Below are 23,083 nucleotides of genomic sequence, written 5' to 3' on the forward strand. Positions count from 1 at the left end.
TGCAGTGTTGGAGCTAACTCACCCGCAAGGTCATGCCGAGCGCTTCTTCGACATAGCTCTCGCAGGAGCGCAGACTCCAACGCTCCAGGTTGAGATCCACCTCAGCCGTCAGCGGCAACAACTGGATCGCAATACCGTTCTCAGTGTTGGCCTGCAGAACACAATCGGCAATCACCTTCTGGGGACGGCGATCCATCGCCACCGCCAGACGCAGCAGCAAGGCCATCGCTGAGACCGTGCGGCGCTGTTCCCGGCCTTCTATGAGTTGCCAGGACTCATGGCGTTTTTTCGGCAGGGAGCGGCGGTGGTAACGGGCAATAGCCGCCACCATGAGCTGCTCGCTCTCGGAATAGCCCAGGAGGTCACCGTGGCGAATCAGATACCAGGTGTGTTTGTGATAGGCACCGACATTGATGTGCTGTCCGCAGCTGTGCAGCATCGCCGCGGCCCACAGCAACTGACGCCCCTGGCCATCGTCTTGATGCAGCAGGCCGTGGCTTTGGTCGTAGAGACGTATGGCTAGCGCAGCGACCCGCTCAGAGCGGGGCACATCCACCCCATAACGCTGGGCCTGATGCAGCACCGTGCGTTGACGAATACTGCTTTGAAAAGCGAAGCGATCAACGATCAAGTCGTTGCGCAGCATCCAATCAACAATCAAGCCCTCCCGCAGGGCCCGTTCGCTGATCACCAGCTCCTCCGCCCCGATCATCCCCATCGCCGTCTGCAAGATCAGGGCGCCAGGAACGATGATTTCCGCGCGGCGTTCATTCAGGGCCGGGTGAGCCTTGCGCTCCGCAGGCGTCATCCCCAAGAGGCGTTCGACGATCTGATCGAGTTTTTGCCGCGAGACCCGGTAGCCCTGCATGCGCAGGGGCGGACGCGCCTCATCCGCAGCGGCCATCGCAGCGATCGCCATCGCTGTTCCACTGGTGGCGACCATCACCGGCTGATCACCGAGCCGCTTCAAACCTTGGCGGACCTTGAGCACCGCAGGCTCCAGCGCCCCCTGGATGAAGGCCCGCAGGAAGGTGACCCGCTTAGCCGGGATCGGGTCGTCCTGGACGAAATCCCGCTGCAGCCTGACCGCACCAATCCGGGTGCTGGTGAGGGCATGGGAGTCCGAAGCATCGGCCAGCACCAACTCGGTGGAGCCACCACCGATGTCGATGATCACGTGGGGCTTCTCGCCAAAGGACATCCCCGAGAGGACGCCCAGATAGATCAAGCGCGCCTCTTCAGGGCCGCTCACCAGATCAACCGCGAGGCCCAGCTGCTCTTGGATCGATTGCAGAAACTCCCGACCATTGGGTGCTTCACGAACGGCACTGGTGGCCGCCGTGACGACGTCCCCGGGATCCACGCCATGGCTGGCCGCCAGCTCACGGCAGTGGCGCAGGGTCGTGAAGGCCCGCTCAATCGCCTCAGGCGAGAGATCGCCACTGACGGGATCGCGCTCCCCCAGGCGGGTCGTTGATTTTTCAGTTAGCAGGACCGAGAAGCTGCGCAGCTCCGGATCGACGCTGGCGATCAAGAGGTGAATCGAGTTGGTGCCGATATCGATGCCGGCCACCGGCCGTAGGGCACCACTGCGGGGCTCACTCACGGTCCAATCCCTGGAGCTGAGACACTTTGGCACCGCCCCTCAGCCCTAGGGTGCGGGCACTTTTCCCCTGCTGAACGTGGCTGCCGACAGCAAGGGCCTTGGATCGCTGCTCCGGGCTTGGCTGGGTCTACTGCGCTGGGACAAGCCCAGCGGACGCCTGATCTTGTTGATCCCTGCCGGCTGGAGTCTCTTCCTGGAGGGCCAGGCTCCCCCCAGCCTCCACCTGCTGGCGGCCATCGTCATTGGCGGCCTGGCCGTCAGCGGTGCGGGCTGTGTCGCCAATGACCTCTGGGATCGGCGGATTGATCCCCAGGTGGAGCGAACCCGCCAACGGCCGCTTGCCAGCGGCCAGATCGGTGTTCCGGGGGCCGTTGTGCTGCTGCTGTTCTGCCTGATCGCTGCTCTTGCCGTTGTGCTCTGGGGGCTGCCAGAAGCCAACAGAACCCTTTGCTTCCAACTGGCCATCGCCGCTCTGCCGCCGGTCCTGCTCTACCCCTCAGCGAAGCGCTGGTTTGCCTACCCGCAGGCGGTCCTGGCCCTCTGCTGGGGCTTTGCTGTGCTGATCCCCTGGGCGGCCTCCCGCGGCAGCCTCCAGGGGGGATGGCCCCTGCTCTGCCTCTGGCTGGCGACCCTGCTGTGGACCTTTGGCTTTGACACGGTTTACGCCATGTCCGACCGGGAGGATGACCGCCTGGTGGGCGTACGCAGCAGCGCGCTGAGCCTTGGGGAGCAGGCCCCCCTGGCCGTGGCCCTCTGCTACGCCAGCGCTGGAGTGTTGCTGGCGATGGCCTCGGCCCTGCAGGGGGTTCAGCCCGTGTTCTGGCTGATCTGGCTGGTGGTCGTCCTTGGGCAGCTCAAGGAAGCCTTGGCCTTACGGCAACCGCAGCTGCCGCGCTCGGCCTATGGCCGCCACTTCAAACATCAGGTGCTGCTCGGCGCACTCCTGCTGCTCGGCCTAGCCATCGGACGGATCTGGGCATGAACGCGCGCCCCTGGCCCCGCCCGCTCCAAGCCGGCGATCGCGTCCAACTAGCCGCCGCCAGCTCCGCGCTCCAGGGCGATGCCATCAGCCGCCTGGAGGCGGGAATCGTTGTCCTTGAGCGCTGGGGACTGGAGGTGGAACCCCATCGCAACCTGCAGCGGCACTGGGGCTACTACGCCGGCACGGACCCCGAACGCCTGGAGGACCTCCAACCCAATGCGCCATTGGTGGCGTGCATGCGCGGTGGCTGGGGCTCTGCACGACTACTGGAGCGGCCCCTTGCGGCTGAGGAGCACTGGCTGCTGGGCTTCTCCGATGTCACCTCCCTGCTCTGGGCGCGGCAGGCCGCTGGCCTACCCGGGGGCATCCATGGGCCCATGGTCACCACCTTGGGGGCCGAACCGGAGTGGAGCCAAGAGCGGCTACGGGCTCTGCTCTTTGGCGAGGCTCTACCGCCCCTGCAAGGGACGGTCTGGAACCTGGGCCAAGCCGAGGGTCCCTGCCTCGCCGGCAATCTCACGGTGGCGACGCACCTGCTGGGGACGCCTCACCTCCCCGACCTGAGTGGAGCGATCCTGCTGTTCGAAGACATCGGCGAGGCCCCCTATCGAATCGATCGGATGCTCTCCCACTGGCGCCTCAGTGGGGCTCTCCAGCAGATCGCGGGGCTGGGCTTTGGCAGCTTCAGCGACTGCGAGGGGGATGAGGATGACGCCCGTGATCCCCAGCACTCCTTTGGTCTGCAGGCGGTGCTTCAGGAGCGCTGCGGCGACCTCGGCATTCCAGTGATTGCCGACCTGCCTTTTGGCCATCGCTGCGGCAACGCCGCCATTCCCATCGGCCGCAGGGCCCGTCTGGACGGCGAGCGCGGCCAACTGCTGCTGCTCTAGCGACCCGAGAGCACCGCCTCAGCAATCGTCAGATCGAAGGGCGTGGTGATCTTGATGTTGGAGGGGGAGGACTCCATCACCCGCACGGGCCAACCCAGCCGTTCAAACAGGGAGGCGTCATCGGTGACACTCCAACCCTCCCCGCGCGCCTGGGCATGGGCCTGGCGCAACTGCTCGACCGGAAACCCCTGGGGGGTTTGGGCGCCCCAGAGAACGGAGCGATCCGGGGTGTCTTGGATCACGCCGTCGCCATCGACCCGCTTGATCGTGTCGGTGACCGGTGCGGCAGCAATCACAGCAGCGCCAGCCTCAACAGCCGCGGAACAGCGATCGATCAGAGCTGGATCGACCAAGCAGCGGGCTCCGTCATGGATCAGAACCGATTGAGCGTCCGGCGGCAGCGCAGCCAGGCCGTTGCAGACCGAATCCTGGCGGGTGTCCCCACCCTGAATCCACTGGACCGGGATCCCTGGGTTGGCCGCCTTCAGCAGGGCTTCGATGTCCGGCCGGTCGATCTCCTGGCCGACCACGCCGATCCAGCGCACACTCTCGGAGGCTAGGGCCGCATCGAGAGTCCAGGCCAACACAGGCCGGCCGCTGACCTCCAGAAGCAGCTTGTTGCGCTCCGCACCCATCCGCCGACCGCTACCGGCACAGGCAATCAGCAGATGCATCGCGCGCTCCTGAGGACTAAGTAATCCGACCTACATACAATCAGCCAGCGATCTGCTGCACACCCCCGCAACCATGCGAGTCCTCTTTTTGGTGCCGGGTGGTGTCAGTGCACAGCTGCAGGCCATTCCGGCCGCAGCGCAGGTCGCTGAAGACCTCAAGGCCCAGGTGCAGGTGGCCTGCTCCCCCGCGGCGGCAGCCGCCTGGTCCCTGCTGCCGGCGGTGGAGAAGGTGATTCCCTTCGCCTTTGATGACGGGCCGAGCCTCGCCGACTGGGCCAACCTCCTGGGCAACGTGCGCGAGCCCGACTTTCAGGCCTGCATCAACCTCGCCAGCGGCCGCCAGGTTGATCTGATGCTGTCGATGAGTCACATCCCCAATCGCGTCGCCGCCGCTGGGTTCTCGGCCACGTCAACCGTCACCCCTGAAGCCGGCTGGGGGGCCCAAGCGCTGGCCGCCTTCCTTCGCCCCCTCGGCGTCACCCTCAACGCCAGCCAATTCCGCCTGTCCTTGCCCAAAGGAGCCCTGGAGCAAGCCGCAGCGTCCATGCCCAGTGGCCAGGGACCCGCCCTGTTGCTTGCCCCGTCAGGGAACCGCCAGGACTGGCCCGCCGACCACTGGCGAGCGCTGCCCGAGGCCATCCGCAGCAAGCTGCCGGACCTGCGGGTCATCCAGGCCGGTGGCGCCAATCTGCTGCAGCGGGCCGCGCAACTGGCCAGCTGTGATGTGGTCCTCAGCAGTGACCCCATCACCAGCCAACTGGCCCTGCTCAGTGGCATGCCTCTAGTGGCCCTCGGCCAGGACCCCGCCTCCCTGCCACAACGGGAGGGCGTGCAAGCGGTGGGGCAAGCCGGAGCCCTTGAGCAGCTGGGCACCCCTGAGGTCTTAAAAGCCCTCGGCTTGGGATGACACCGATGCGGCAGCGACCCCGTTCACTGCCGCGCCGCCGCGGCCTCCTCAGCCCCATTCGCACGCAAGTGGCCAAGCGCCCGTGGGCCGGCCCGATCCTGGCCCTGGCCACGGTCGTCAATGCCGGCGCCGTTGGCTACCGACTGGCGGAGGGCTGGGACTGGGGTGATTGCTACTGGATGGTGCTGATCACCCTCAGCACCCTGGGGTTTAGCGATGAGCACACCCAGCTGATCCACACCGGCGGCCGCATCGTCACGGCGCTGCTGTTGGTGGGCGGCCTGGTGGTGGTCCAGCAAACCATCCAGAAACTGCTGGAATTAACCAACTCCGGCTACTTTCGCCGCATCCGCCAGCGGCGCTACCGCCAACAGCTGCAGCGATCGATGAATCAGCACGTCATACTCTGCGGCTACGGCCGGATGGGCCGCGAAATCGCGGATCAACTGAATGGAGAAAACGTCCAACTGTTGGTGGTCGAAAACGACAGCGACCGCATTGAGGAAGCACAGCAGCGAGGCCTGACGGTCCTTCAGGGAGACGCCACCCTCGATGAAACTCTGGAGGAGGCTGGCATCCACCGCTGCCGAGCACTGGTCGCCGCCCTGCCGAGCAACGCGTCCAACCTCTACGTGATCCTCAGCGCCCGGGGATTGGCGCCGAGCGCCCGGCTGATTGCCCGCTCCGACAGCGAAGAAGCGGAAGGGAAACTGCGTTTAGCCGGAGCTGACCAGGTGGTGAGCCCCTATGTGGCCGGCGGTCGTGCCATGGCCGCCACCGCCCTGAGGCCCCTGGCGGTGACCTTCATGGACCTGCTGGCCGGCAGCGAGTGTGAGGTGGACGAATTTCTGCTGAGCGAGCATCCCGAGGATCTCGGCGACCTCAACGGCGCCAGTCTCTCGGAACTGCAGTTGGGACGCCGCAGTGGTGCCCTGGTCCTGGCGATCCGAAACCCCGCGGCCAGCCAACTCAGCACCGGAGCGCCGGAGCCACTCATCGCCAACCCCGGCGGTGATGTCCGCCTGGGTCCCGGTCAGTTGCTGGTGGTCATGGGCAGCAAACGCCAGTTGCAGCGCTTTGGGGAACTGCTTGGCCCCGCCTTGGCTGAAGTCAAAATCATGCCCGCCTAGCCTGGTCCGACTTTCAGCGTTCTCCATGGCGGACAGCACCCCCCTGGCCGGTCAGGTTGCTCTGGTGACCGGAGCCAGCCGAGGCATCGGGGCCTCCATTGCCCGCGAGCTGGCCCAGGCCGGCGCAACGGTGGTGGTGAACTACGCCAGCTCCCCCGCCGCGGCTGAGGCTGTGGTCGCTGAGATTCAGGCGGCAGGCGGCCAAGCCTGGTCCCACCAGGCCAACGTGGCCGAGGAAGAGCAGGTGGAGACCATGGTCAAAGCCGTCCTGGAGAAGGAAGGACGCCTGGACGTGCTGGTCAACAACGCGGGCATCACCCGTGACGGCCTGCTGATGCGCATGAAGAGCGCCGATTGGCAGAGCGTGATCGACCTGAACCTCAGCGGCGTCTTCCTCTGCACCCGAGCCGTCAGCAGGGCGATGTTGAAGGCCAGAAGCGGCCGGATCATCAACATCACCTCGGTGGTGGGACTGATGGGCAACCCCGGCCAGGCCAACTACAGCGCCGCCAAAGCTGGTGTGATTGGCCTGACCCGCAGCAGCGCTGCGGAATTCGCGAGCCGCGGGGTCACCGTGAACGCTGTGGCCCCTGGCTTCATCGAGAGCGACATGACCGCGGAGCTCGACAGGGAGCCGATCCTCAAGGCCATTCCCCTGGGACGGATGGGGCAACCCACCGAGGTCGCCAGCGCCGTTCGCTTCCTCGCGGCCGATCCCGCCGCTTCCTACATGACCGGCCAGGTCCTGCAGGTCGATGGCGGCATGGTGATGCGCTGAGGTCTAGCCCTCCACCGGTTGCGTGAGTTCCTCCCGCAGTCGTCGGATGCGCTGCAGCAGGCGTAGCCGGCGACTGCGGGCGGTCACGGTCAAAAAGACCCGCAGGGGCACATAGATCAAGGCCATTCCCAAGCCCAGGCCGGCCACGATCAGAAACGCCATCACGTTGCTGCCGGCCGTTGGATCGGCCAGGCCCTGGACGAGGGTGTCGCTGATGCTCTCCTCCATGGCGCGAACCCTATCGAGCAGATCGAGCGGGCGATAGGGGTGAGCTGCGATCCATTCGGCTTTCCCCACAAGCCAAGGGCCACCTCTGCATGGGAGCCTGTGGCCACTACAGCGCGATCAGCCTCCGCGATGGCCAAGCTGCTCTCCTTCTCCGATGAATCCCGCGCCTATCTCGAGCGCGGCGTCAATGCCCTCGCCGATGCGGTCAAGGTCACCATCGGACCCAAGGGCCGCAACGTCGTTCTTGAGAAGAAGTTCGGGGCTCCCGATGTCGTCAACGACGGCGTGACCATCGCCCGGGACATCGAACTGGAAGACCCCTTCGAGAACCTCGGCGCCAAGCTCCTGCTGCAGGTCGCGACCAAAACCAAGGACCAGGCCGGTGATGGCACCACCACCGCCACCGTCCTGGCCCAGGCCATGACCCGCGAAGGTCTACGCAACGTCGCCGCTGGCGCCAGCCCCGTGAGCCTGCGCCGCGGCATGGAGAAGGCCACCGCTCAAGTCGTGGCGGGCATCCAGCAGCGTTCCACCCCCGTTGCCGGCGAATCCATCGGCCAGGTCGCCACCGTCAGCTCCGGTGGCGATGAGGAAGTCGGCCGGATGGTCAGCGAGGCGATGGAGAAGGTGAGCGTCGATGGCGTGATCACCGTCGAGGAGAGCAAGAGCCTCGCCACCGAACTGGAAATCACCGAAGGCATGGCCTTCGATCGGGGCTACAGCTCCCCCTACTTCGTCACCGACAACGACCGTCGCGTCTGCGAATTCGAAGATGCGCTGCTGCTGGTCACCGACCGCAAGATCAGTGCCATCAACGACCTCGTTCCCGTTCTGGAGGCCGTGTCGAAAGCTGGCAAGCCCCTGGTGATCCTCTCGGAGGAAGTCGAGGGTGAAGCCCTGGCCACCCTGGTGGTCAACAAGAACCGCGGGGTTCTGCAGGTGGCCGCCGTCCGCGCCCCTGGCTTTGGCGATCGCCGCAAGGCCATGCTCCAGGACATCGCCATCCTCACGGGTGCCACCTTGATCAGCGAGGACCGTGCCATGGCCCTCGATCAAGTGGGTCTGGAGGATCTCGGCAGCATGCGCCGGATCACGATCAGCAAGGACGACACCACCATCGTGGCCAGTGACGCTCACCAGGCTGCCGTCCGCGACCGTGTCGCCGCCATCAAGCGCGAGCTCGAGAACACCGACTCGGAGTACGACCGCGAGAAGCTCACCGAGCGCATCGCCAAGCTGGCCGGTGGCGTTGCCGTGATCAAGGTGGGTGCTCCCACCGAAACCGAGCTGCGCAACCGCAAACTGCGAATCGAAGACGCCCTCAACGCCACCCGCGCCGCGGTGGAAGAGGGCATCGTCGCCGGCGGTGGCAGCACCCTGGTCCAGCTCGCCGCCGACCTCGATGGCCTAGCTGCCCAGCTGGAGGGCGACGAGCGCACCGGTGTTGAGATCGTGCAGCGCGCTCTCTCTGCGCCCCTGCATCAGATTGCAGCCAACGCGGGCTATGACCCCAACGTTGTGGCGGACCAAGTGGCCTCCACTGGGAACGGCTTCAATGCCGCGACCGGCACCTACGAAAACCTGCTCACCGCAGGCATTCTTGATGCAGCCAAGGTGGTCCGCCTGGCCCTTCAGGACGCCGTCTCGATTGCTTCCCTGCTGCTGACCACCGAGGCGGTGATCGCTGACAAACCCGAGCCGGCTGCCGCAGCCGCACCGGGCGGTGGCGGCATGGATCCCATGGGTGGCATGGGCGGTATGGGTGGAATGGGCATGCCCGGCATGATGTGATGCCGGCCTCGGCCTACATCACCCGAATCAAGCGGGCGTGAATCCGGCAGACGGCAAGGGCTTCCGGGGGTGGGTTGCGGCACAGGCGGCCCAGCTCCCGGTTCAGCGCTTCGAGCTCAGCTAAGGGCAAGCCCGCTATGGGTGTGGCCAAGAGCGTCACGCCCACCACCACTGAAAAAAACGGCAGCCCACGCTGGGAGCCCATCGACTTTCCTCCCATTCGAGACAACCGAGACACGCTCAGTTTGAACTCGCCTGGGCTGCAGGTCCTGCTCCTTCAGAAAGCTTTTGGACCGCTAGGACTCCAGGGCCCGGCGATAGGCCGCCACCTGCAGATCCACGCCGGTAATCGCCGTCCCCACCACCACCGCATCGGAACCCCCATCAAGGGCCTGTCTGGCCTGCTGGGCTGAGGCGATTCCACCCTCACAGATCAGCATCACCGGACCCGGGAGCTGCTCGCGCAGTGGACGCAACAGAGTCCAAGCGGGAGGCTTGAGGGAGGCGGTGGACTCGGTGTAGCCGTAGAGGGTTGTGCCAACCCAATCACAGCCGAGCTCCGCGGCGCGCAACCCGTTCTCCAGACTGTCGACATCCGCCATCAAGCAGGCTCCAAGCTCCTGCTTGGCGCGCTGCACCAAATTGGGCAAGAGGGCCCCAGCGGGGCGAACCCGATCAGTGGCATCCAGGGCGATGACATCGGCACCGGCGGCCCAAACCGCCTGAATCTCTTCCCAGCCGGGGGTGATGTAGACGGAACTATCGGGGAACGTGCGCTTCCAGAGGCCAATAATCAAAGCCTCCGGGCAGCGGCGGCGCACCGCCCCAATGTGTTGAGGACTCTCCAGGCGGACACCCACCGCGCCGTTGTTGAGGCTGGCCTCAGCCATGGCCGCAATCACCTGCGGGTCCCGCATCGGTGAGCCCTCAGGGGCCTGAACCGAGACGATCAGCCCGCCACGGAGCAACGAGGGATCAGGCAGCACGGGAGTCTTCTGAACCGGGAAGCCAAGCACGCAATTCCGCCAAGGCGGGATGGCTGGGGGCCGGAGCAGGGCGTGACGCAGCGGCTCGACGATGCACGACGGGCTTGAACGCCGTTTGAGGGATCGGAACCGGAGCCGCTACAGGTTCAGGCTCAGCCATCACAACCGGTTCGGGCTCAGGTTCGGGTTCCGGCTCGACTTCAGGTTGAGGTTCAGGTGGCATCTCCTCTTGCACCTCAACGACGAGGGGCTCGGGCTCAGCCTGAGGAGTTCGCCACCAGTGGAGTCCTTCTGAATCCTCGGCTTCCAACTCCTGAAGCAGGGGTTCAAGGGCATCGACCCCGTTGCGATGGACCCACTGGCCGAGCAACCCATCCACGCTCGAGCGATCACGCTCGGACAAGGCCTGGCGCAGGGCCAAAACGTGGGCCTGGCGGCGGGCTTGCGGTGACGGCGGAGGAGAAGGGCGCTGGGGCACGATCGCTGCGGGAAAAGATCAGGCGAGCTTGCGATCCAGCAGAGGGCGGATCAGCAGAAACAAACCCAACGCCAAAGCGGCCAGAACCCCTAAACAAGCGGCAGCGCTGAGGTCCCCATAGGGGGCATGCAACACCACAGCTGAGAGGGAGAAATGACCGGCGTAAGCGGCGCGAATCGGCTCAATCGCGAAGGTAAGGGGATTTACGGCCGCTAGCCAGCCCAACCAGGCCGGCATAAAGGAAATCGGAGCCAGGGCCGTGCTGGCAAACAGCAGGGGCAAATTGGCCACAAAGATCACGGCGATCAGCTCGATGTGACCTGGGAGTGCGAAGGCCAACCCCAAGCTCAGGCCCGTCACTGCGAAGACCAACAGCAACAGGGTCAGCAGCACCAGGAGCAACCCAGAACCGCCGGGCCAGCCGTACCCCAAGACCCAGGCGGTGGCCATGATCGCGACGCTCTGCACCAGGCTCAGGGCCGTGATGTAGAGCACCGAGGCCAGGACAATCGAGCTGCGGGAGCGCAACGGGGCCACCAACAGGCGATTGAGGAAACCAAACTCCCGATCGAACATCACCGGCAAGCCCGCATTCAAGGCAGCGCTGAAGGCCGTGAAGACAATCACGCCGGCACCGAGGAAGCGGCCGTAACTCATGCCCTCGGGCAGCAGACCCTCAGGGGCATTGGCAAAGAGGGCCCCAAAGAGAACCAGCCAAATCAGGGGTTGCAGGACCCCCGCCACCAGGGTCGACGGACGGCGCGCCAGCTGCAAGAACAGACGGCGGGTCAACGCCAGGGTCTCCTGCGTCAGGTCAGCCAGGGCTGACCGCGGGGCGCTGGCGCTGGGGGCCGGGCTGAGCAAAGAAGAGGAAGCGCTGGTCATCTCAAATAACAGAAAAGTCCATCCATGGGAAATCCCGAACCAAAGCCACGGTCAACGCATGGACTGCTTGCGCTCCGCCTTGGCATCACGGACACCGGCCACCGCCAGCTCGGCATCCATCAAGGTCCGACCCGTGGCCTGGAGGTAGACGTCATCCAGGCTGGGGCGGCTTTGGGCAAGGGCAAAAACAGGGAGCTGGGCTTCAGCCAGCTGACGGCGCAACTGCTCCACCACCCCGTCGTGTTCAACCACCAAATTCAAGGAGAAGCCCTGGGCTCGGTTGACCACCACCTGCCGCACCCCCGGACAGGCCTGCAGCAGCTGCTGCACCCTTAGGGCCTCGGGTTCATCGCTGAACTCCCTCACCCGCAGGGTGACGCGGTCACCGCCGAGGGCCGCCTTGAGTTCGGAGGGGGGCCCGCAGCAATCACCCGACCGTCCTCAATGATCGCCAGCTGATCCGCCAGGGCATCGACCTCCTCGAGGTAGTGACTGCTCAGCAGCACCGTGGTGCCCTGGTCGCGCAGTTGGCGCAGCACGGTCCAAATGGCAGCGCGACTCTCGATATCCAGACCAACGGTGGGCTCATCGAGCACCAAGACATCCGGACGGTGCAGCAGACCGGAGGCCAAATCCAAACGCCGGCGCATCCCACCGGAGTAGGTGCCGCTGCGGCGGTCAATCCAGTCGGCCATCCCCAGCAGATCAATCAGTTCAGCAATGCGCTGGTCCCTAGCTGAACGGGCCAGGTGATACAGGTCGCCCTGCAACTGGAGCAGCTCACGGCCGCTGAGAATCTTGTCGAGGGCAACCTCTTGGGCCACATAACCCAAACGCTCGCGGACGCCGCGGGGGTCTGTGAGCGCGTCGAGACCCGCCACCTGGACACGGCCGCTGGACGGGGCCAACAGGGTGGCAAGGATGCGCAGGGTCGTTGTTTTGCCCGCCCCGTTGGGACCCAACAAGCCGAACAAACTGCCACCAGGGACCTGAAGATTCAGGCCGTTCAAGGCATCAACGGCCTTCTCACCTTTTCCGTAGCGCTTGGAGACGTTCTCCAGATCAATCACTGGATGAGTCACCGCCGCCGACCTCGCTGGAGCACTAGAGAAATCGACTCTAGAAAGCGCCGCTCACCAGCGATGCCACCAGGGTGAAACCTGCGTTGCCGGACCCACTCCAACCCAGCAGGGCAAAGCCCTGCTGCGAAAACTGCTCCCCTGCCGGCATCCGAGCCATCAGCAGCAGCAGACAGACGCCAAAGAGATAGAAGATCGACCAGCGAAACAACCCCTTGGCCCTCTGCAGATCATCCGGGTCTTTGTGCAAATTCCAGGTCATCTGCAAGAGCCGGGCATTGAAGGGGAGCAGCAGGAGCCCGTAGAGCAACCCCCCACCGGGCAAGGCCCAGACACCCACCAGGCTCAGCACCACCGTCGCCAGGGCGTACCAACGAATGGCCTCAGCGGTGGCACCACTGCCCTTCACCACCGGGAGCATGGGGATCCCGACGGCGCGGTAGTCCTCCTTCAGCAGCAGAGCGAGGGCCCAGAAATGGGCTGGCGTCCACAGCATCACCAGGGCAAACAACCACCAACTCCCCAGGCCCAGATGGCCCGTTGCCGCGGCGGCACCGACCAGGGGAGGAATGGCTCCAGCCACACCACCGATCACGATGTTCTGGGTGGTGCGGGGCTTCAGAAGCACCGTGTAGAGCAGGACGTAACTACAGAGACCCAGCAGCGACAGGCTGGCGGCCAGACAATTCACCCCGCCGACCAGCAGGGTCGCCGCCGTCAGCGTGAGGGTGACGGCAATGGCGAAAGCCGTCGTGATCGAGAGGCGACCAGAGGGGAGTGCACGGCCGCTGGTTCGCTGCATGCGGCCATCGAGCTCTTGCTCCCACAGGCAATTCAGGACCCCAGCCGCTGCGGCGGCCAAGGCGCCACCACCCAAGGTGCAGGCCAGGCGGAAAGGAGGCAGGGGCCAGCCTTCCGACATCGCCATCCCGCCAAGGGTGGTCGCCAGCAACAGGGGGATCAAACGGGGCTTGGCGATCTCCAGCCAGGGGGGCAACTTCAGCCGCTTCCTGGAGGGAACGATCTCCTCGCGGGTCAGGGGCAAGGCATTAACCACGAAGCACCTCCGGCCAACTACGAACGGTCAAGGCCGCCAGAACGGCCACCAACAGAGCAGCGCCCAGCTGATGTGCCACGGTCACCGCTGGAACGGACAGGCTGAGACGCAAACTCAGCACGCCCAGGGCGATCTGAAGCAGAACCAGCAGTGCCGCAGCCAAGGCAAAGGGGCGCTCAGCCGGACGCTTCCAAAGCAGCAGTCCCGAACCCAGGAGCACCAGCAGACCCACTGGCCGAGCACCCAGGCGGTGCATCAAGAGCCAAGAGCAGCCCTCCCCAGCGCTCAGGCACCGGCCTGCAGCCCACTGACTGGCCATGAGTCCGCCCAAGAGGCACTGCACCAACACCGCAGTCGCCAGGACTGCGGTGAGGCCAGCCCAGAACAGAGAGCGTCCTGACGACGAGGCCAGGGAGCCGGCCCTCAGCAACTCACTCAAACCGCTCAGCAGAGCAACCAACACCAGGGCGGTGAGCAGGTGAGCCGTCACCACAGGGAATGGCAACAGCAGGGTCACCGTTAGGGCACCCAAGCCCGCCTGAACAGCCACCAGCACCAGGCTCAGGCTGGCCAGGAGGGGGAAGCCCTTGGGCAACTCCCGCCTCCACCACCAACTGACCGAGGTGAGAACCAGAAGGCCCACACCGACGACAAAGGCATCCAGGCGATGGAACCACTCCAGGAAGACCTGCAGGTTCATCTGGCGCCCCGGCAAGAGGGAGCCGTAGCAAAGGGGCCAGTCTGGGCAAGCCAGACCTGCCTCCATCACACGCGTCGCCCCGCCGATGACCACCAGCGCAATCAGTGCGACCAACAAGTGGGCGCAGAGTGCGGCGAGGCCGTCTCGTTTGTTGGGCTGCATGGCGCCGAACATCTCTGCTGGAGAAGGGCGGTTGGCGTCAACCTAATGACGTCACACCGGCTTCGCAGACGTCCGTCACGCGCCACCCAAAAGCGACACCAACAGTGATCAATGGGTGAGCGTTCCCTCACCAAGAAGCGGCGGATTGCTGCAAACAACCACGAACAACACGTCGACGAGCAAGCCTCCATAGGCTGACCTCGATTGATTTCAGGACGATGCGGATACCACCCGCAATCCTCACCCTGATCACCGGAATGGCCCTGGTGTTGATGGGCCTCTGGATCGGGCAGAACGTCAACCTCCTGCCGGTTGACGCCAGCGCCAACGCGCCTGTTTATGACGAGCTCTTCAAGGTGCTCTTCAGCATTGGGACCATCCTGTTCGTCGGGATTGTCGGGCTGATCCTCTACAGCCTGGTGAAGTTCCGGCGCAAGCCAGGCGAGAGCGGTGATGGCGAAGCCGTCGAGGGGAACCTCCCTCTAGAGATCCTGTGGACCGCCATTCCCGCCGTGGTGGTCTTGTTTGTCGGCATCTACAGCTACGACATCTACGACCGGATGGGCGGCATGACTCCGCTCAATGACCACAGCATGCATGCCATGGGCGGGGAGATGGAGGAGTCCCGCACCTGGGGCGGCATCAGCCCCGTGAGCCTGGAGAGCGACGACGCCCTAGCCCCACTGCCGATCGACGTGACGGCCATGCAGTTCGCGTTCATCTTTCACTACCCGGGGGCTGAGATCACGAGCGGCGAGCTGCATGTGCCCATGGGGCAGCCGGTGGCATTACGCATGAAGGCCAATGACGTCATCCATGCCTTCTGGGTCCCCGAATTCCGCCTGAAGCAAGACGTCATCCCCGGTCAGCCCACACTCTTGAGTTTCACCGCAACGAGAGCTGGCCGTTATCCGATCGTCTGCGCAGAGCTCTGCGGCCCGTACCACGGCGGAATGCGCTCGACCGTGATCGTGGATGAACCCGAGACCTTCGAGGCCTGGGTCAACCAGAACAGTCCGATTGCCAGCGCAGCCCCACAAACCCCGGTGCAGTCATGACCATCAGCCTGACCCCTGAGCACCGCACGCCGCTGCAACCCCAAGGCTGGCTGCGCTACCTGAGTTTCAGCACCGACCACAAGGTGATCGGGCTGCAGTATCTGGTTTGTGGCTTCATTTTTTATCTGATCGGTGGCGCCCTCGCTGGAGCGATTCGAACCGAACTGCTGACCCCGATTTCGGACTTCCTTCCCAGGGAGACCTACAACGAAGTCCTGACCCTGCACGGGACGGTGATGATCTTTCTCTGGATCGTCCCGGTGGTGAATGGTGCCTTTGGCAATTACCTGATTCCCTTCTATGTGGGAGCGCGCGACATGGCGTTCCCAAGACTGAACGCGGTGGCGTTTTGGCTGATCCCTCCAGCCGGGTTGCTCCTGATCAGCAGTTACTTCATTGCCAGCGCTGCCCAGTCGGGCTGGACCGCCTACCCACCCCTGAGCATCACGACCCCGGCCACCGGTCAGATCATCTGGATTTTGAGCGTGCTGTTGCTGGGCGGCAGCTCCATCTTTGGCGGGATCAACTTCATCGCCACCATCCTCAAACTGCGGCGACCGGGGCTCAAGCTGATGCAGCTCCCGATGTACTGCTGGGCGATGCTCGGCACCAGCATCTTGGTGGTGCTCTCCACCCCCGTCCTGGCCGGGACGCTGGTGCTACTGAGCTTCGACATCATTGCCCACACCGGCTTTTTCAACCCAAGCCTGGGCGGCAATGCGGTGGTTTATCAGCACCTGTTTTGGTTCTATTCCCACCCCGCGGTTTACATCATGGTGCTGCCGGCCTTTGGCCTGGTGAGCGAAATCCTGCCGATCCATTGCCGCAAGCCGCTCTTCGGATACACAACGATGGTGTATTCGATCATGGGCATCGTCGTCTTGGGCCTGATCGTCTGGGCCCACCACATGTTCACCAGCGGCACGCCTCCCTGGATGCGGCTGTTTTTCACCATCGCCACCTCCTTTATCGCCGTCCCGACAGGGATCAAGTTCTTCAACTGGCTCGCCACCATGTGGGGAGGCCGCATTGCTCTCAACAGCGCGATGCTCTTCTCCTGCGGCTTCATCATCAACTTTGTCTTCGGGGGAATCACGGGCGTCGCCCTCGCCCAGGTCCCCTTCGACATTCACGTGCACGACACCTACTTCGTCGTCGCCCACTTCCACTACATCGTCTACGGCGGCACGGTGTTTGTGATCTTTGCCTCGATCTACCACTGGTATCCAAAGGTGACCGGCCGATTGCTCAACGAGGACCTGGGACGGCTGCACTTTCTCTTGACCTTTGTCGGCTTCAACCTCTGCTTCGCTCCGCAACACTGGCTTGGCCTCAATGGCATGCCGCGCCGCGTTGCCGAATACGACCCTCAATTTGAACTGATCAACCAGCTCAGCAGTGTTGGGGCGCTGCTGATGGCCATCAGCACCCTGCCCTTCCTGCTGAACGTCGTCATGAGTGCCTTCAACGGCGCACCAGCCGGAGACAACCCCTGGAATGCCCTAACCCCCGAATGGCTCACCAGCTCCCCTCCACCGGTGGAGAACTGGAAGGGCGAGGCCCCCTTGGTGAAAGAGCCCTACGGCTATGGCACCCCCGCCGGCGAACTGCCATTGGCCGCCACCTCGGGCTCTGAGCTGTGGAAGCTCGGCAACTCTGACCAGCGCTCCTGAATGCCATGACAAGCCTGAGCACAAGCGAATCCCTCAACCAAGAACAGGGCACCGAGCACCAGGAGCACCACGGCGACTTCCGGATGTTCGGCCTCGCAACCTTCCTGGTGGCCGATGGCATGACCTTCGCCGGTTTCTTTGCCGCCTATCTGACCTTCCGAGCCGTTAACCCCCTGCCATCCGGGGCGACCTACGAATTGGAGATGGTGCTACCCACCATCAACACCCTGTTGCTGCTGATCAGCAGCTTCACCTTCCACCGGGCTGGCGCAGCGCTGAAGCGCAACCAAAAAGCCCTCTGCCAACGCTGGCTTTTGATCAGTGCCGCCCTGGGTTTTGCCTTTCTGGCCGGTCAGATGAAGGAGTACTTCGAGCTGCCCTTTGGTCTGACCGACAACCTCTTTGCCAGCACCTTCTACGCCATCACGGGCTTCCACGGCCTGCACGTCACCTTGGGCGGCTTGATGATCCTGATCGTCTGGTGGCAGTGCCGTGAAGGGGGCCGCGTCAGCTCTGACAACCTCTTTCCCCTGGAGGCCGCCGAGCTTTATTGGCACTTCGTCGATGGGATCTGGGTGGTGCTCTACGGAATCCTTTATCTGCTGTAGAGCAGCTGTTTGATCACAGTTCTTGCAAGTTGCCCTTGCGAAGCATTGCAAGTGATCGGCACAATCGGGCCGCCAGCGACCCACTGCAGCGGTGTTCGTCGAAGAGAAGACAACCAAGCCGACCCAGATGCTGGAAGGCAAGGCGCTACTGGACAAAGCCCGTTCGCTCAGCAATCGGCCTGAAGATCAGATCGCTCGGGCCTGCGGCTATGTCGGTCCCAGTGGCCGTCTTCTCAAAAAAAGCTTCTATCGCGCCCTGGTGGAAGCCAAGGGCTACAAGCTCCCCAGCCAAAGCGGCGGTGGCAGCGGCACCAAGGGGCGGCAAGCGGAATTCCGCACCAAGGTCCATGGCAACGGCAACCTCCTGATCGGCAACGCCTACACCAGGCGCATGGGGCTAGAGCCCGGCCAGGAGTTCAAGATCGAAGTCCACAAAGAAACGGGCTCCATTTGGCTACTGCCCCTGGAACAGGACGGCAGCGCAAACGAAGCCCTCTAAGGGAGATCCCCTGCGCGATTCAGCGCTCGTCCGGACCGTGGAACGCGGCACTGAAGACCAGAAGGTCAATGCCGCTGAAGAGGAAGCTGATCCCCACCAGGATGCCGATCACGCTCAGCAGACCCAGGCCCTTCATCGACACGATGATCAGGCCAAGGATCAAGGTGACGATGCCATTGGCCAAACCCCAGCCCCACCCAGCCATCTCCCGATGGGACAGGGAAACGATGCTGGCCACCGCACCCTCCACCAAAAAGACGATGCCGATGGCGAAGGCCAACGCCGCCACTTGAGCGGCAGCCGGTTCAACCCCAGCACTGAACTGCTGGATGATCCAAGCCCCGGTGACCACAAACAGGGTCGAGACCACGAGGCGCCAGAAGCAGTGCCATTGGCTCAGTTGCCTCGAGCGGTTGAGGCTGTTCACCCAGCCGATGATCCCGCCGACCAAAAAAGCCAGGGCTACCACCACCGTCACCCAGGCGGAGGCAATCATCGGGAAGATCAGGGCAAGAACACCCAGCACCAGCAGCAGGATGCCCTCGGCCACGGTGAAGCTGCGCAGGGCGCCCACCATCAGACCGGAATTGTCGTCAGAAGCCATGAAGTGTTCAGCAGGAACACGAGCCCCCGGAACGTAGGCATGGCATCTGGTGTTGTCAGCTCCAGCCGTGCTCCTTCAACCAGGCATCACTGATCGGAGCCGTCGACGCCGTCCCGTGTTGCAACAAGCGTTCGGTGTACTTCGCCAGCAGGTCTGCCTCCAGATTCACCGCCATGCCGCGCTGCAGATGCTGCAGGGTCGTCGTGCCCCAGGTGTGGGGGATCACAGCGATCCAAAACTCAGCCCCGTCCTGACTGCAGCCCGCGACCGTCAGGCTGATGCCATCGACAGCAACGCTGGCCTTCACGCAGATATAGCGACCGAAAGAGGGATCCTGCCAACGCAGCGTGAGCTTCCAAGAGGCGCTTTGCTGCTCCACCCCCACCACCTCGCCCAAGCCGTCGACGTGGCCGCTGACCAAATGGCCGCCCAGTCGATCCTGAAGACGTAGGGCCGGCTCCAGGTTGACCCAGCCCCCACGGTCGGCCTTGGCCGAGAGGGTGGTGCGGCTGAGGGTCTCCTCACTGACATCGGCCGAGAACCCACTGGCGGAGCGCTCGGTCACCGTCAGGCAGACCCCATCAACCGCCACGCTGTCCCCGAGGGCCAGCTGGGCCGGATCGAGCTCAGAGCCCCGAGGGATGCGCAGCCGCAAACCGCCGCTGCAGCGCTGCAGCTCTCCGGTGGCCTGAACCAGCCCAGTGAACATGCGGTGGCCCGATCAACACTGGCCATAATCGGGCAGAAGGGAAAGCGGGCAAGCCATGGTCGAAATGCGAGTGGCCGGCATTGCCCTCGACGCCGCCAGTCGAAGTCCGATCGTGCTGCTCCGCGATCCATCCGGGCGGCGTCAGGTGCCCATCTGGATCGACCAGGCCCAAGCCCAAAACATCATGACCGGGCTCAGCGACCAGACCCCGCCCAGGCCCCTGAGCCATGACCTGATGGTGGAACTGCTGCAGGCCGGGGGGCTGGAGCTGACCAAGGTGATCGTCCACGCCATCGAAGACAGCACCTTTCGTGCCGTGCTGAAACTGCGGACCGAGGGCGACGAGGAGCTGGAGCTCGACGCCAGACCCAGCGACGCCATTGCCCTGGCCGTCCGCACCGGCAGTGGGATCTGGATGCTGGAGGAGGTCGTCGCTGATGCCTCCATCCCCGTGGATGCTGAGGCCGATGCGGAAGATGCCGCCGATTTCCGCCGCTTCATCGATGGCATCAGTCCCGCCGAGCTCGTGAGGCACATCAACCAAGCCCAGACGGAGGCGGAGGAAGACCCTGGCTAAGCGCCGCCCCTTTGGCCAAGGACCACGGGTCTCCCCGTTCTGCCTGGGCACGATGCGGGCCACCAGCAGCCCGCAGCAGATGGCGGAGGTGCTCGATGCCGCCCTGGCCGCAGGCATCAATCACATTGAGACCGCCCCGGCCTACGGCCCCGCAGAAGCCTTCCTGGGCCAGGCCCTGCGTGCACGCCCCCCTGGGGAGCTGGTGCTCACCAGCAAGCTGCTGCCGGGGATCAGCCTGGAGGAGGGACAGATGCAGCTCCGCGGGATCCTGCAACGCCTGGGAGTGCAACAGCTGGACAACCTTGCGGTCCATGGCCTCAACCGCAGGGAGCACCTGGATTGGGCCCTCGAGGGGGCCGGAGCGGATCTGCTGCAGTGGGCCCTGGGGGAGGGACTCGTCACCCAGGTGGGGTTCTCGAGCCATGGCGAGCTCTCGCTGATTGAGGCCGCCCTCGCCTCTGCCCGCTTCAGCTTTTGCAGCCTGCACCTCCATTGGTTCGATCAAACCCGACTGCCCCTGGCCCAGGCGGCCCTGCGGGAGGGAATTGGGGTTCTGGCCATCTCGCCAGCCGATAAGGGGGGCCGGCTCTACGCCCCGCCTGAGCAACTGCGCGCCGACTGCGATCCCTTTGAGCCCCTGGAGTTGGCCTATCGCTTCCTGCTCGATGCGGGCATCTCCTGCTTGACCCTGGGGGCCGCCCAAGCCAGCGACCTGGCCCTGGCCCAACGCCTCATGGTGGACAAGGAGATTGGTCTGGAACCGAGCCATCACCAAGCCCTGGAGCGGGCCTGGCAGGCCGGCCAGGGTCGACTGGCTGAGACCGCCTGCCAGCAGTGCCGGGCCTGCCTGCCCTGCCCCAACGAGGTGCCGATCCCCGAGCTGCTGCGCCTGCGCAACCTGGACCTCGGCCATGGCCTCAGCGCCTTCGCCCAGGAGCGCTACAACCTGATCGGAAGAGCAGGGCACTGGTGGGAGAGCGTGAATGCCTCCGCCTGCGAAGGCTGTGGCGAGTGCCTACCCCGCTGTCCCCATCAGCTCCCCATTCCTGAACTCTTGGCTGAAACCCATCAACGCCTGGCGGCCGCACCCCGGCGCAGGCTCTGGGGTTAGCGGCTGAGGGCCTGATCCCACAGGGTCTGCCAGCGGCTGCGCTCCGCGGGCGTGAACACCGGCAAGTTGTTGCAGCGTTGCAGCACCGCCTCACTGGGGAGCAACAAAGGCCGCAGTCGCTCAGGCCAGCGCTGCAGCACAGGCTCCAAGCGCTGACGGGGAAGCGGGGGCACCCAACCCGCCGCCAACAGGCGATCCATCAGGGGCAGACTGAGGCCATCGCGCACCCACTCCAGGGGAAGCGGCGGATCCACCCCCGCAGTGTCCTGGGGAGGCAGACGGAGCAGCAGCTGCCACCAGAGCGGAGAGCCGGACTCCGGCAGGAAAGCCGAGAGCCGCGGATCTTTCTTCAGCAGGGGAATCGCCCGATGGCTGGGAACCACCGCCGCATCCGCCTCACCGGCTAACAGCAGATTCAGGCCATCGCGCTCATCCAGCGCCAACGCCTGCCCCACCAAATGGGACAGCTGCTGCGGCAGCGCTGGGTTGCTCAGGGCCTTGGGATCGCCGCTGGAGAGACCCAACTGACGCAGGGCCAGCTCGATCACCACCCGCGGACTGGAGGGCAGCACGACCTTGCCGCGAAGGCTGGGATCGAGCAGCAGCGACCAACCCAACTCGCGCTGCCGCCAGAGGTCCGGGCGACTGCGCAGCACCAACAACCAGGTGCCAAAGGCCCACGGGAAAGCCAGGGGAACAGCGCCCTCAGCCGCAAATAACCGACTGGGGGCCTGGGCCATAGGCGCCAGCTGCTCGAGCAGAGCCGGAGCCTCGAGGGGCTGGAGCCGGGCGCGATCGAGCTGCTGGGCCCAGCCGTCTCCGAGGGCCAACAAGGCAGCCCCCGCCAGGGGCTGCTCCTGCAAGGCGGAGCGATCCACCAGGCTCAGGAGCTGCTCCGGGCTCTCCAGGGCACGGGGCTGCCAGGGCGACGGCAGCTCCTGCAGCCAGGCCTTGGGCAAGTCCCCTTTCACGCTCAACAGCTGCGGCTGGCCGGTGCGCGCCGGTGCACAGCCGGCAGCCGCGCCCAGGGCCGCCACTGAAGCCATCAGTTGCAGAGCGTGGCGGCGGGAAGTCACAAGCGCAGGCTAGGCCGGGTGCTGCAGCTGGTCACAGGCCTGCTCACAGGCCTCCTGGAGCGCCTGCAGCGAACGCCCGCTGAGCTGCCAGAGGGCGGCCAAGCCCCCAGCGCCAACTCCCTCTTTGACGTAGCCGCGCTCGTAATCGAGCAACTCCGGGCAGCGGCTCTCCGTGAAGCGCAGGCCCGTGGCAAAGGCCAGCGGCTGCACCGCAAAGCGCTGGGCCAGTTGCAGCATCAGCCCCGGGAAATCGCTGGCCACCTCATGGGCCACCCAGGCGGTGGTCACCACCGCCGCCTGCTGGCAGAGCTGCTGGCGCTCAGGCGGTGTACACGCCGCCAAGGCCAGGGCCAGGACAGCCGCCATCTGACTGCCGCCCGCCAAGAGCAACGGCGTTCCCGCCAAGGCCGCCTGCTTCAGCAGGGCCGCCGCAACCACCTGCATCGGGTCACCCACCGCAGCCAACACCGCCTGAGGGCTGGCATCCGCAGCCAATTGAGCAGCCGCCAATCCCCGTTGAACCAAGCGCGCCTTGAGCTGGTGATCCGGCTGGCGAACGCTGCCACTGACTAAGCCCATGGAGGGAATCCCCAGGGCCTCCAGGACCGCCAGGGCGGTGGTCGTCCCCCCAGGCACACACTCGCTGAGCAACACCGGTTGGCCGGAGCGGGCCAAGCCGCGGCCCCAGCGCTCCCCCCAGCCCCAGAGGGCTTGCACCCGCTCGGGATCCATCGCCCGTCCGCCGCTGAGGCAGCGCGCGGGCGACGGGTTGAGCTGGAGATGGGGGATGGCCGGTGCGACGGGCGCCCCAGATTCAGCACCAAGGGCTCCAGGG

General features: G+C 64.9%; 25 protein-coding genes and 1 pseudogene. 12 read left to right on the top strand and 14 right to left on the bottom strand.

What is annotated here, in order from left to right; genetic code table 11:
* Positions 1-13: 13 nt before the first annotated feature.
* The gene (locus tag CB0205_RS0113345) at positions 14-1,606 is read right to left on the bottom strand and encodes a Ppx/GppA phosphatase family protein (protein WP_010317997.1); all 1,593 of its coding nucleotides are present in this window, start codon (positions 1,604-1,606) and stop codon (positions 14-16) included.
* Positions 1,607-1,682: 76 nt separating this feature from the next.
* Between CB0205_RS0113345 and CB0205_RS0113350 the strand changes: the two genes are divergently transcribed.
* Together CB0205_RS0113350 and CB0205_RS0113355 are read left to right on the top strand one after the other, a co-directional pair.
* Positions 1,683-2,588 carry a 4-hydroxybenzoate polyprenyltransferase gene (locus CB0205_RS0113350; protein WP_010317999.1) on the top strand — a complete coding sequence of 302 codons (906 nt, stop codon included), beginning with the start codon at positions 1,683-1,685 and terminating at the stop codon, positions 2,586-2,588.
* The gene (locus CB0205_RS0113355) at positions 2,585-3,478 is read left to right on the top strand and encodes an LD-carboxypeptidase (RefSeq protein WP_010318002.1); all 894 of its coding nucleotides are present in this window, start codon (positions 2,585-2,587) and stop codon (positions 3,476-3,478) included. Before CB0205_RS0113350 ends, CB0205_RS0113355 begins: the two co-directional genes overlap by 4 nt.
* Here CB0205_RS0113355 and ispD read toward each other — a convergent pair.
* Positions 3,475-4,152: a 2-C-methyl-D-erythritol 4-phosphate cytidylyltransferase gene (gene ispD / locus CB0205_RS0113360; RefSeq protein WP_010318003.1), complete on the bottom strand. Its 678-nt coding sequence runs from the start codon at positions 4,150-4,152 to the stop codon at positions 3,475-3,477. The genes CB0205_RS0113355 and ispD overlap by 4 nt on opposite strands.
* Before the next feature lie 73 nt (positions 4,153-4,225).
* Between ispD and CB0205_RS0113365 the strand changes: the two genes are divergently transcribed.
* From CB0205_RS0113365 to fabG, 3 genes are read left to right on the top strand one after another with little or no spacing between them, the layout of a single operon-like run.
* The gene (locus CB0205_RS0113365) at positions 4,226-5,059 is read left to right on the top strand and encodes a glycosyltransferase family 9 protein (protein WP_010318006.1); all 834 of its coding nucleotides are present in this window, start codon (positions 4,226-4,228) and stop codon (positions 5,057-5,059) included.
* Positions 5,056-6,189: an NAD-binding protein gene (locus tag CB0205_RS0113370; RefSeq protein WP_010318007.1), complete on the top strand. Its 1,134-nt coding sequence runs from the start codon at positions 5,056-5,058 to the stop codon at positions 6,187-6,189. The genes CB0205_RS0113365 and CB0205_RS0113370 overlap by 4 nt, the downstream gene beginning before the upstream one ends.
* A 25-nt stretch (positions 6,190-6,214) precedes the next feature.
* Positions 6,215-6,967 carry a 3-oxoacyl-[acyl-carrier-protein] reductase gene (gene fabG, locus CB0205_RS0113375; RefSeq protein WP_010318010.1) on the top strand — a complete coding sequence of 251 codons (753 nt, stop codon included), beginning with the start codon at positions 6,215-6,217 and terminating at the stop codon, positions 6,965-6,967.
* A 3-nt stretch (positions 6,968-6,970) separates the two neighbouring features.
* Here fabG and CB0205_RS14945 read toward each other — a convergent pair whose 3' ends face one another.
* Positions 6,971-7,264, bottom strand: coding sequence for a hypothetical protein (locus CB0205_RS14945; protein ID WP_010318012.1), 294 nt, complete (start codon positions 7,262-7,264; stop codon positions 6,971-6,973).
* Between the two features lie 60 nt (positions 7,265-7,324).
* Here CB0205_RS14945 and groL point away from each other — a divergent pair, with 60 nt between their 5' ends.
* Positions 7,325-8,986 carry a chaperonin GroEL gene (groL, locus tag CB0205_RS0113385; protein ID WP_010318014.1) on the top strand — a complete coding sequence of 554 codons (1,662 nt, stop codon included), beginning with the start codon at positions 7,325-7,327 and terminating at the stop codon, positions 8,984-8,986.
* Positions 8,987-8,999: 13 nt separating this feature from the next.
* Here groL and CB0205_RS14950 read toward each other — a convergent pair whose 3' ends face one another.
* From CB0205_RS14950 to CB0205_RS0113420, 7 genes and pseudogenes are all read right to left on the bottom strand, one after another.
* Complete coding sequence (locus tag CB0205_RS14950; RefSeq protein WP_043706184.1) at positions 9,000-9,191, bottom strand: hypothetical protein; 192 nt, start codon at positions 9,189-9,191, stop codon at positions 9,000-9,002.
* A gap of 91 nt (positions 9,192-9,282) precedes the next feature.
* Positions 9,283-9,972, bottom strand: coding sequence for an N-acetylmannosamine-6-phosphate 2-epimerase (locus CB0205_RS0113395; RefSeq protein WP_010318017.1), 690 nt, complete (start codon positions 9,970-9,972; stop codon positions 9,283-9,285).
* The gene (locus tag CB0205_RS14955) at positions 9,962-10,450 is read right to left on the bottom strand and encodes a hypothetical protein (RefSeq protein ID WP_156798002.1); all 489 of its coding nucleotides are present in this window, start codon (positions 10,448-10,450) and stop codon (positions 9,962-9,964) included. Before CB0205_RS14955 ends, CB0205_RS0113395 begins: the two co-directional genes overlap by 11 nt.
* A gap of 18 nt (positions 10,451-10,468) precedes the next feature.
* Entirely contained in the window at positions 10,469-11,335 is an 867-nt protein-coding gene (locus CB0205_RS0113405) for an ABC transporter permease (RefSeq protein WP_029626413.1), read from the bottom strand.
* A 51-nt stretch (positions 11,336-11,386) separates the two neighbouring features.
* A pseudogene (locus CB0205_RS14960) lies at positions 11,387-12,405 on the bottom strand (ATP-binding cassette domain-containing protein).
* A 49-nt stretch (positions 12,406-12,454) separates the two neighbouring features.
* A complete protein-coding gene (locus CB0205_RS0113415; RefSeq protein ID WP_010318022.1) occupies positions 12,455-13,459 on the bottom strand; it encodes a heme o synthase in 1,005 nt (334 codons plus the stop codon).
* 4 nt (positions 13,460-13,463) lie between these two features.
* Positions 13,464-14,345: a heme A synthase gene (locus CB0205_RS0113420; protein WP_010318024.1), complete on the bottom strand. Its 882-nt coding sequence runs from the start codon at positions 14,343-14,345 to the stop codon at positions 13,464-13,466.
* 206 nt (positions 14,346-14,551) lie between these two features.
* On the opposite strand from CB0205_RS0113420, the gene CB0205_RS0113425 reads away from it, so the two are divergent.
* From CB0205_RS0113425 to CB0205_RS0113440, 4 genes are all read left to right on the top strand, one after another.
* Positions 14,552-15,391, top strand: a complete 840-nt coding sequence (locus CB0205_RS0113425; protein WP_010318026.1) for a cytochrome c oxidase subunit II — start codon at positions 14,552-14,554, stop codon at positions 15,389-15,391.
* Positions 15,388-17,064: a cytochrome c oxidase subunit I gene (gene ctaD / locus CB0205_RS0113430; RefSeq protein WP_010318028.1), complete on the top strand. Its 1,677-nt coding sequence runs from the start codon at positions 15,388-15,390 to the stop codon at positions 17,062-17,064. The genes CB0205_RS0113425 and ctaD overlap by 4 nt, the downstream gene beginning before the upstream one ends.
* A 5-nt stretch (positions 17,065-17,069) precedes the next feature.
* Entirely contained in the window at positions 17,070-17,672 is a 603-nt protein-coding gene (locus tag CB0205_RS0113435) for a cytochrome c oxidase subunit 3 (RefSeq protein ID WP_010318030.1), read from the top strand.
* Between the two features lie 127 nt (positions 17,673-17,799).
* The gene (locus CB0205_RS0113440; RefSeq protein ID WP_043706194.1) at positions 17,800-18,171 is read left to right on the top strand and encodes an AbrB family transcriptional regulator; all 372 of its coding nucleotides are present in this window, start codon (positions 17,800-17,802) and stop codon (positions 18,169-18,171) included.
* A 19-nt stretch (positions 18,172-18,190) separates the two neighbouring features.
* On the opposite strand, the gene CB0205_RS0113445 is transcribed toward CB0205_RS0113440, so the two are convergent.
* Together CB0205_RS0113445 and CB0205_RS0113450 are read right to left on the bottom strand one after the other, a co-directional pair.
* Positions 18,191-18,775: a DUF308 domain-containing protein gene (locus CB0205_RS0113445; RefSeq protein ID WP_010318034.1), complete on the bottom strand. Its 585-nt coding sequence runs from the start codon at positions 18,773-18,775 to the stop codon at positions 18,191-18,193.
* Positions 18,776-18,830: 55 nt separating this feature from the next.
* Entirely contained in the window at positions 18,831-19,484 is a 654-nt protein-coding gene (locus CB0205_RS0113450; protein WP_010318036.1) for a riboflavin synthase, read from the bottom strand.
* A 55-nt stretch (positions 19,485-19,539) separates the two neighbouring features.
* Between CB0205_RS0113450 and CB0205_RS0113455 the strand changes: the two genes are divergently transcribed.
* Both CB0205_RS0113455 and CB0205_RS0113460 read left to right on the top strand, forming a co-directional pair.
* Complete coding sequence (locus CB0205_RS0113455) at positions 19,540-20,061, top strand: bifunctional nuclease family protein (RefSeq protein WP_010318037.1); 522 nt, start codon at positions 19,540-19,542, stop codon at positions 20,059-20,061.
* A gap of 52 nt (positions 20,062-20,113) precedes the next feature.
* Positions 20,114-21,172 carry an aldo/keto reductase gene (locus tag CB0205_RS0113460; RefSeq protein ID WP_010318039.1) on the top strand — a complete coding sequence of 353 codons (1,059 nt, stop codon included), beginning with the start codon at positions 20,114-20,116 and terminating at the stop codon, positions 21,170-21,172.
* On the opposite strand, the gene CB0205_RS0113465 is transcribed toward CB0205_RS0113460, so the two are convergent.
* On the bottom strand, positions 21,169-22,248 hold the full coding sequence (locus CB0205_RS0113465) for a hypothetical protein (RefSeq protein ID WP_043706186.1): 1,080 nt from the start codon (positions 22,246-22,248) through the stop codon (positions 21,169-21,171). The two genes, CB0205_RS0113460 and CB0205_RS0113465, sit on opposite strands and share 4 nt — an antisense overlap.
* A 9-nt stretch (positions 22,249-22,257) precedes the next feature.
* Positions 22,258-23,083, bottom strand: an 826-nt coding sequence (locus CB0205_RS0113470) for a nicotinate-nucleotide--dimethylbenzimidazole phosphoribosyltransferase (protein WP_029626415.1), incomplete at its 5' end; no start/stop codon positions are given.

The sequence above is a fragment of the Synechococcus sp. CB0205 genome (genome assembly GCF_000179255.1).
GTDB lineage: Bacteria > Cyanobacteriota > Cyanobacteriia > PCC-6307 > Cyanobiaceae > Vulcanococcus.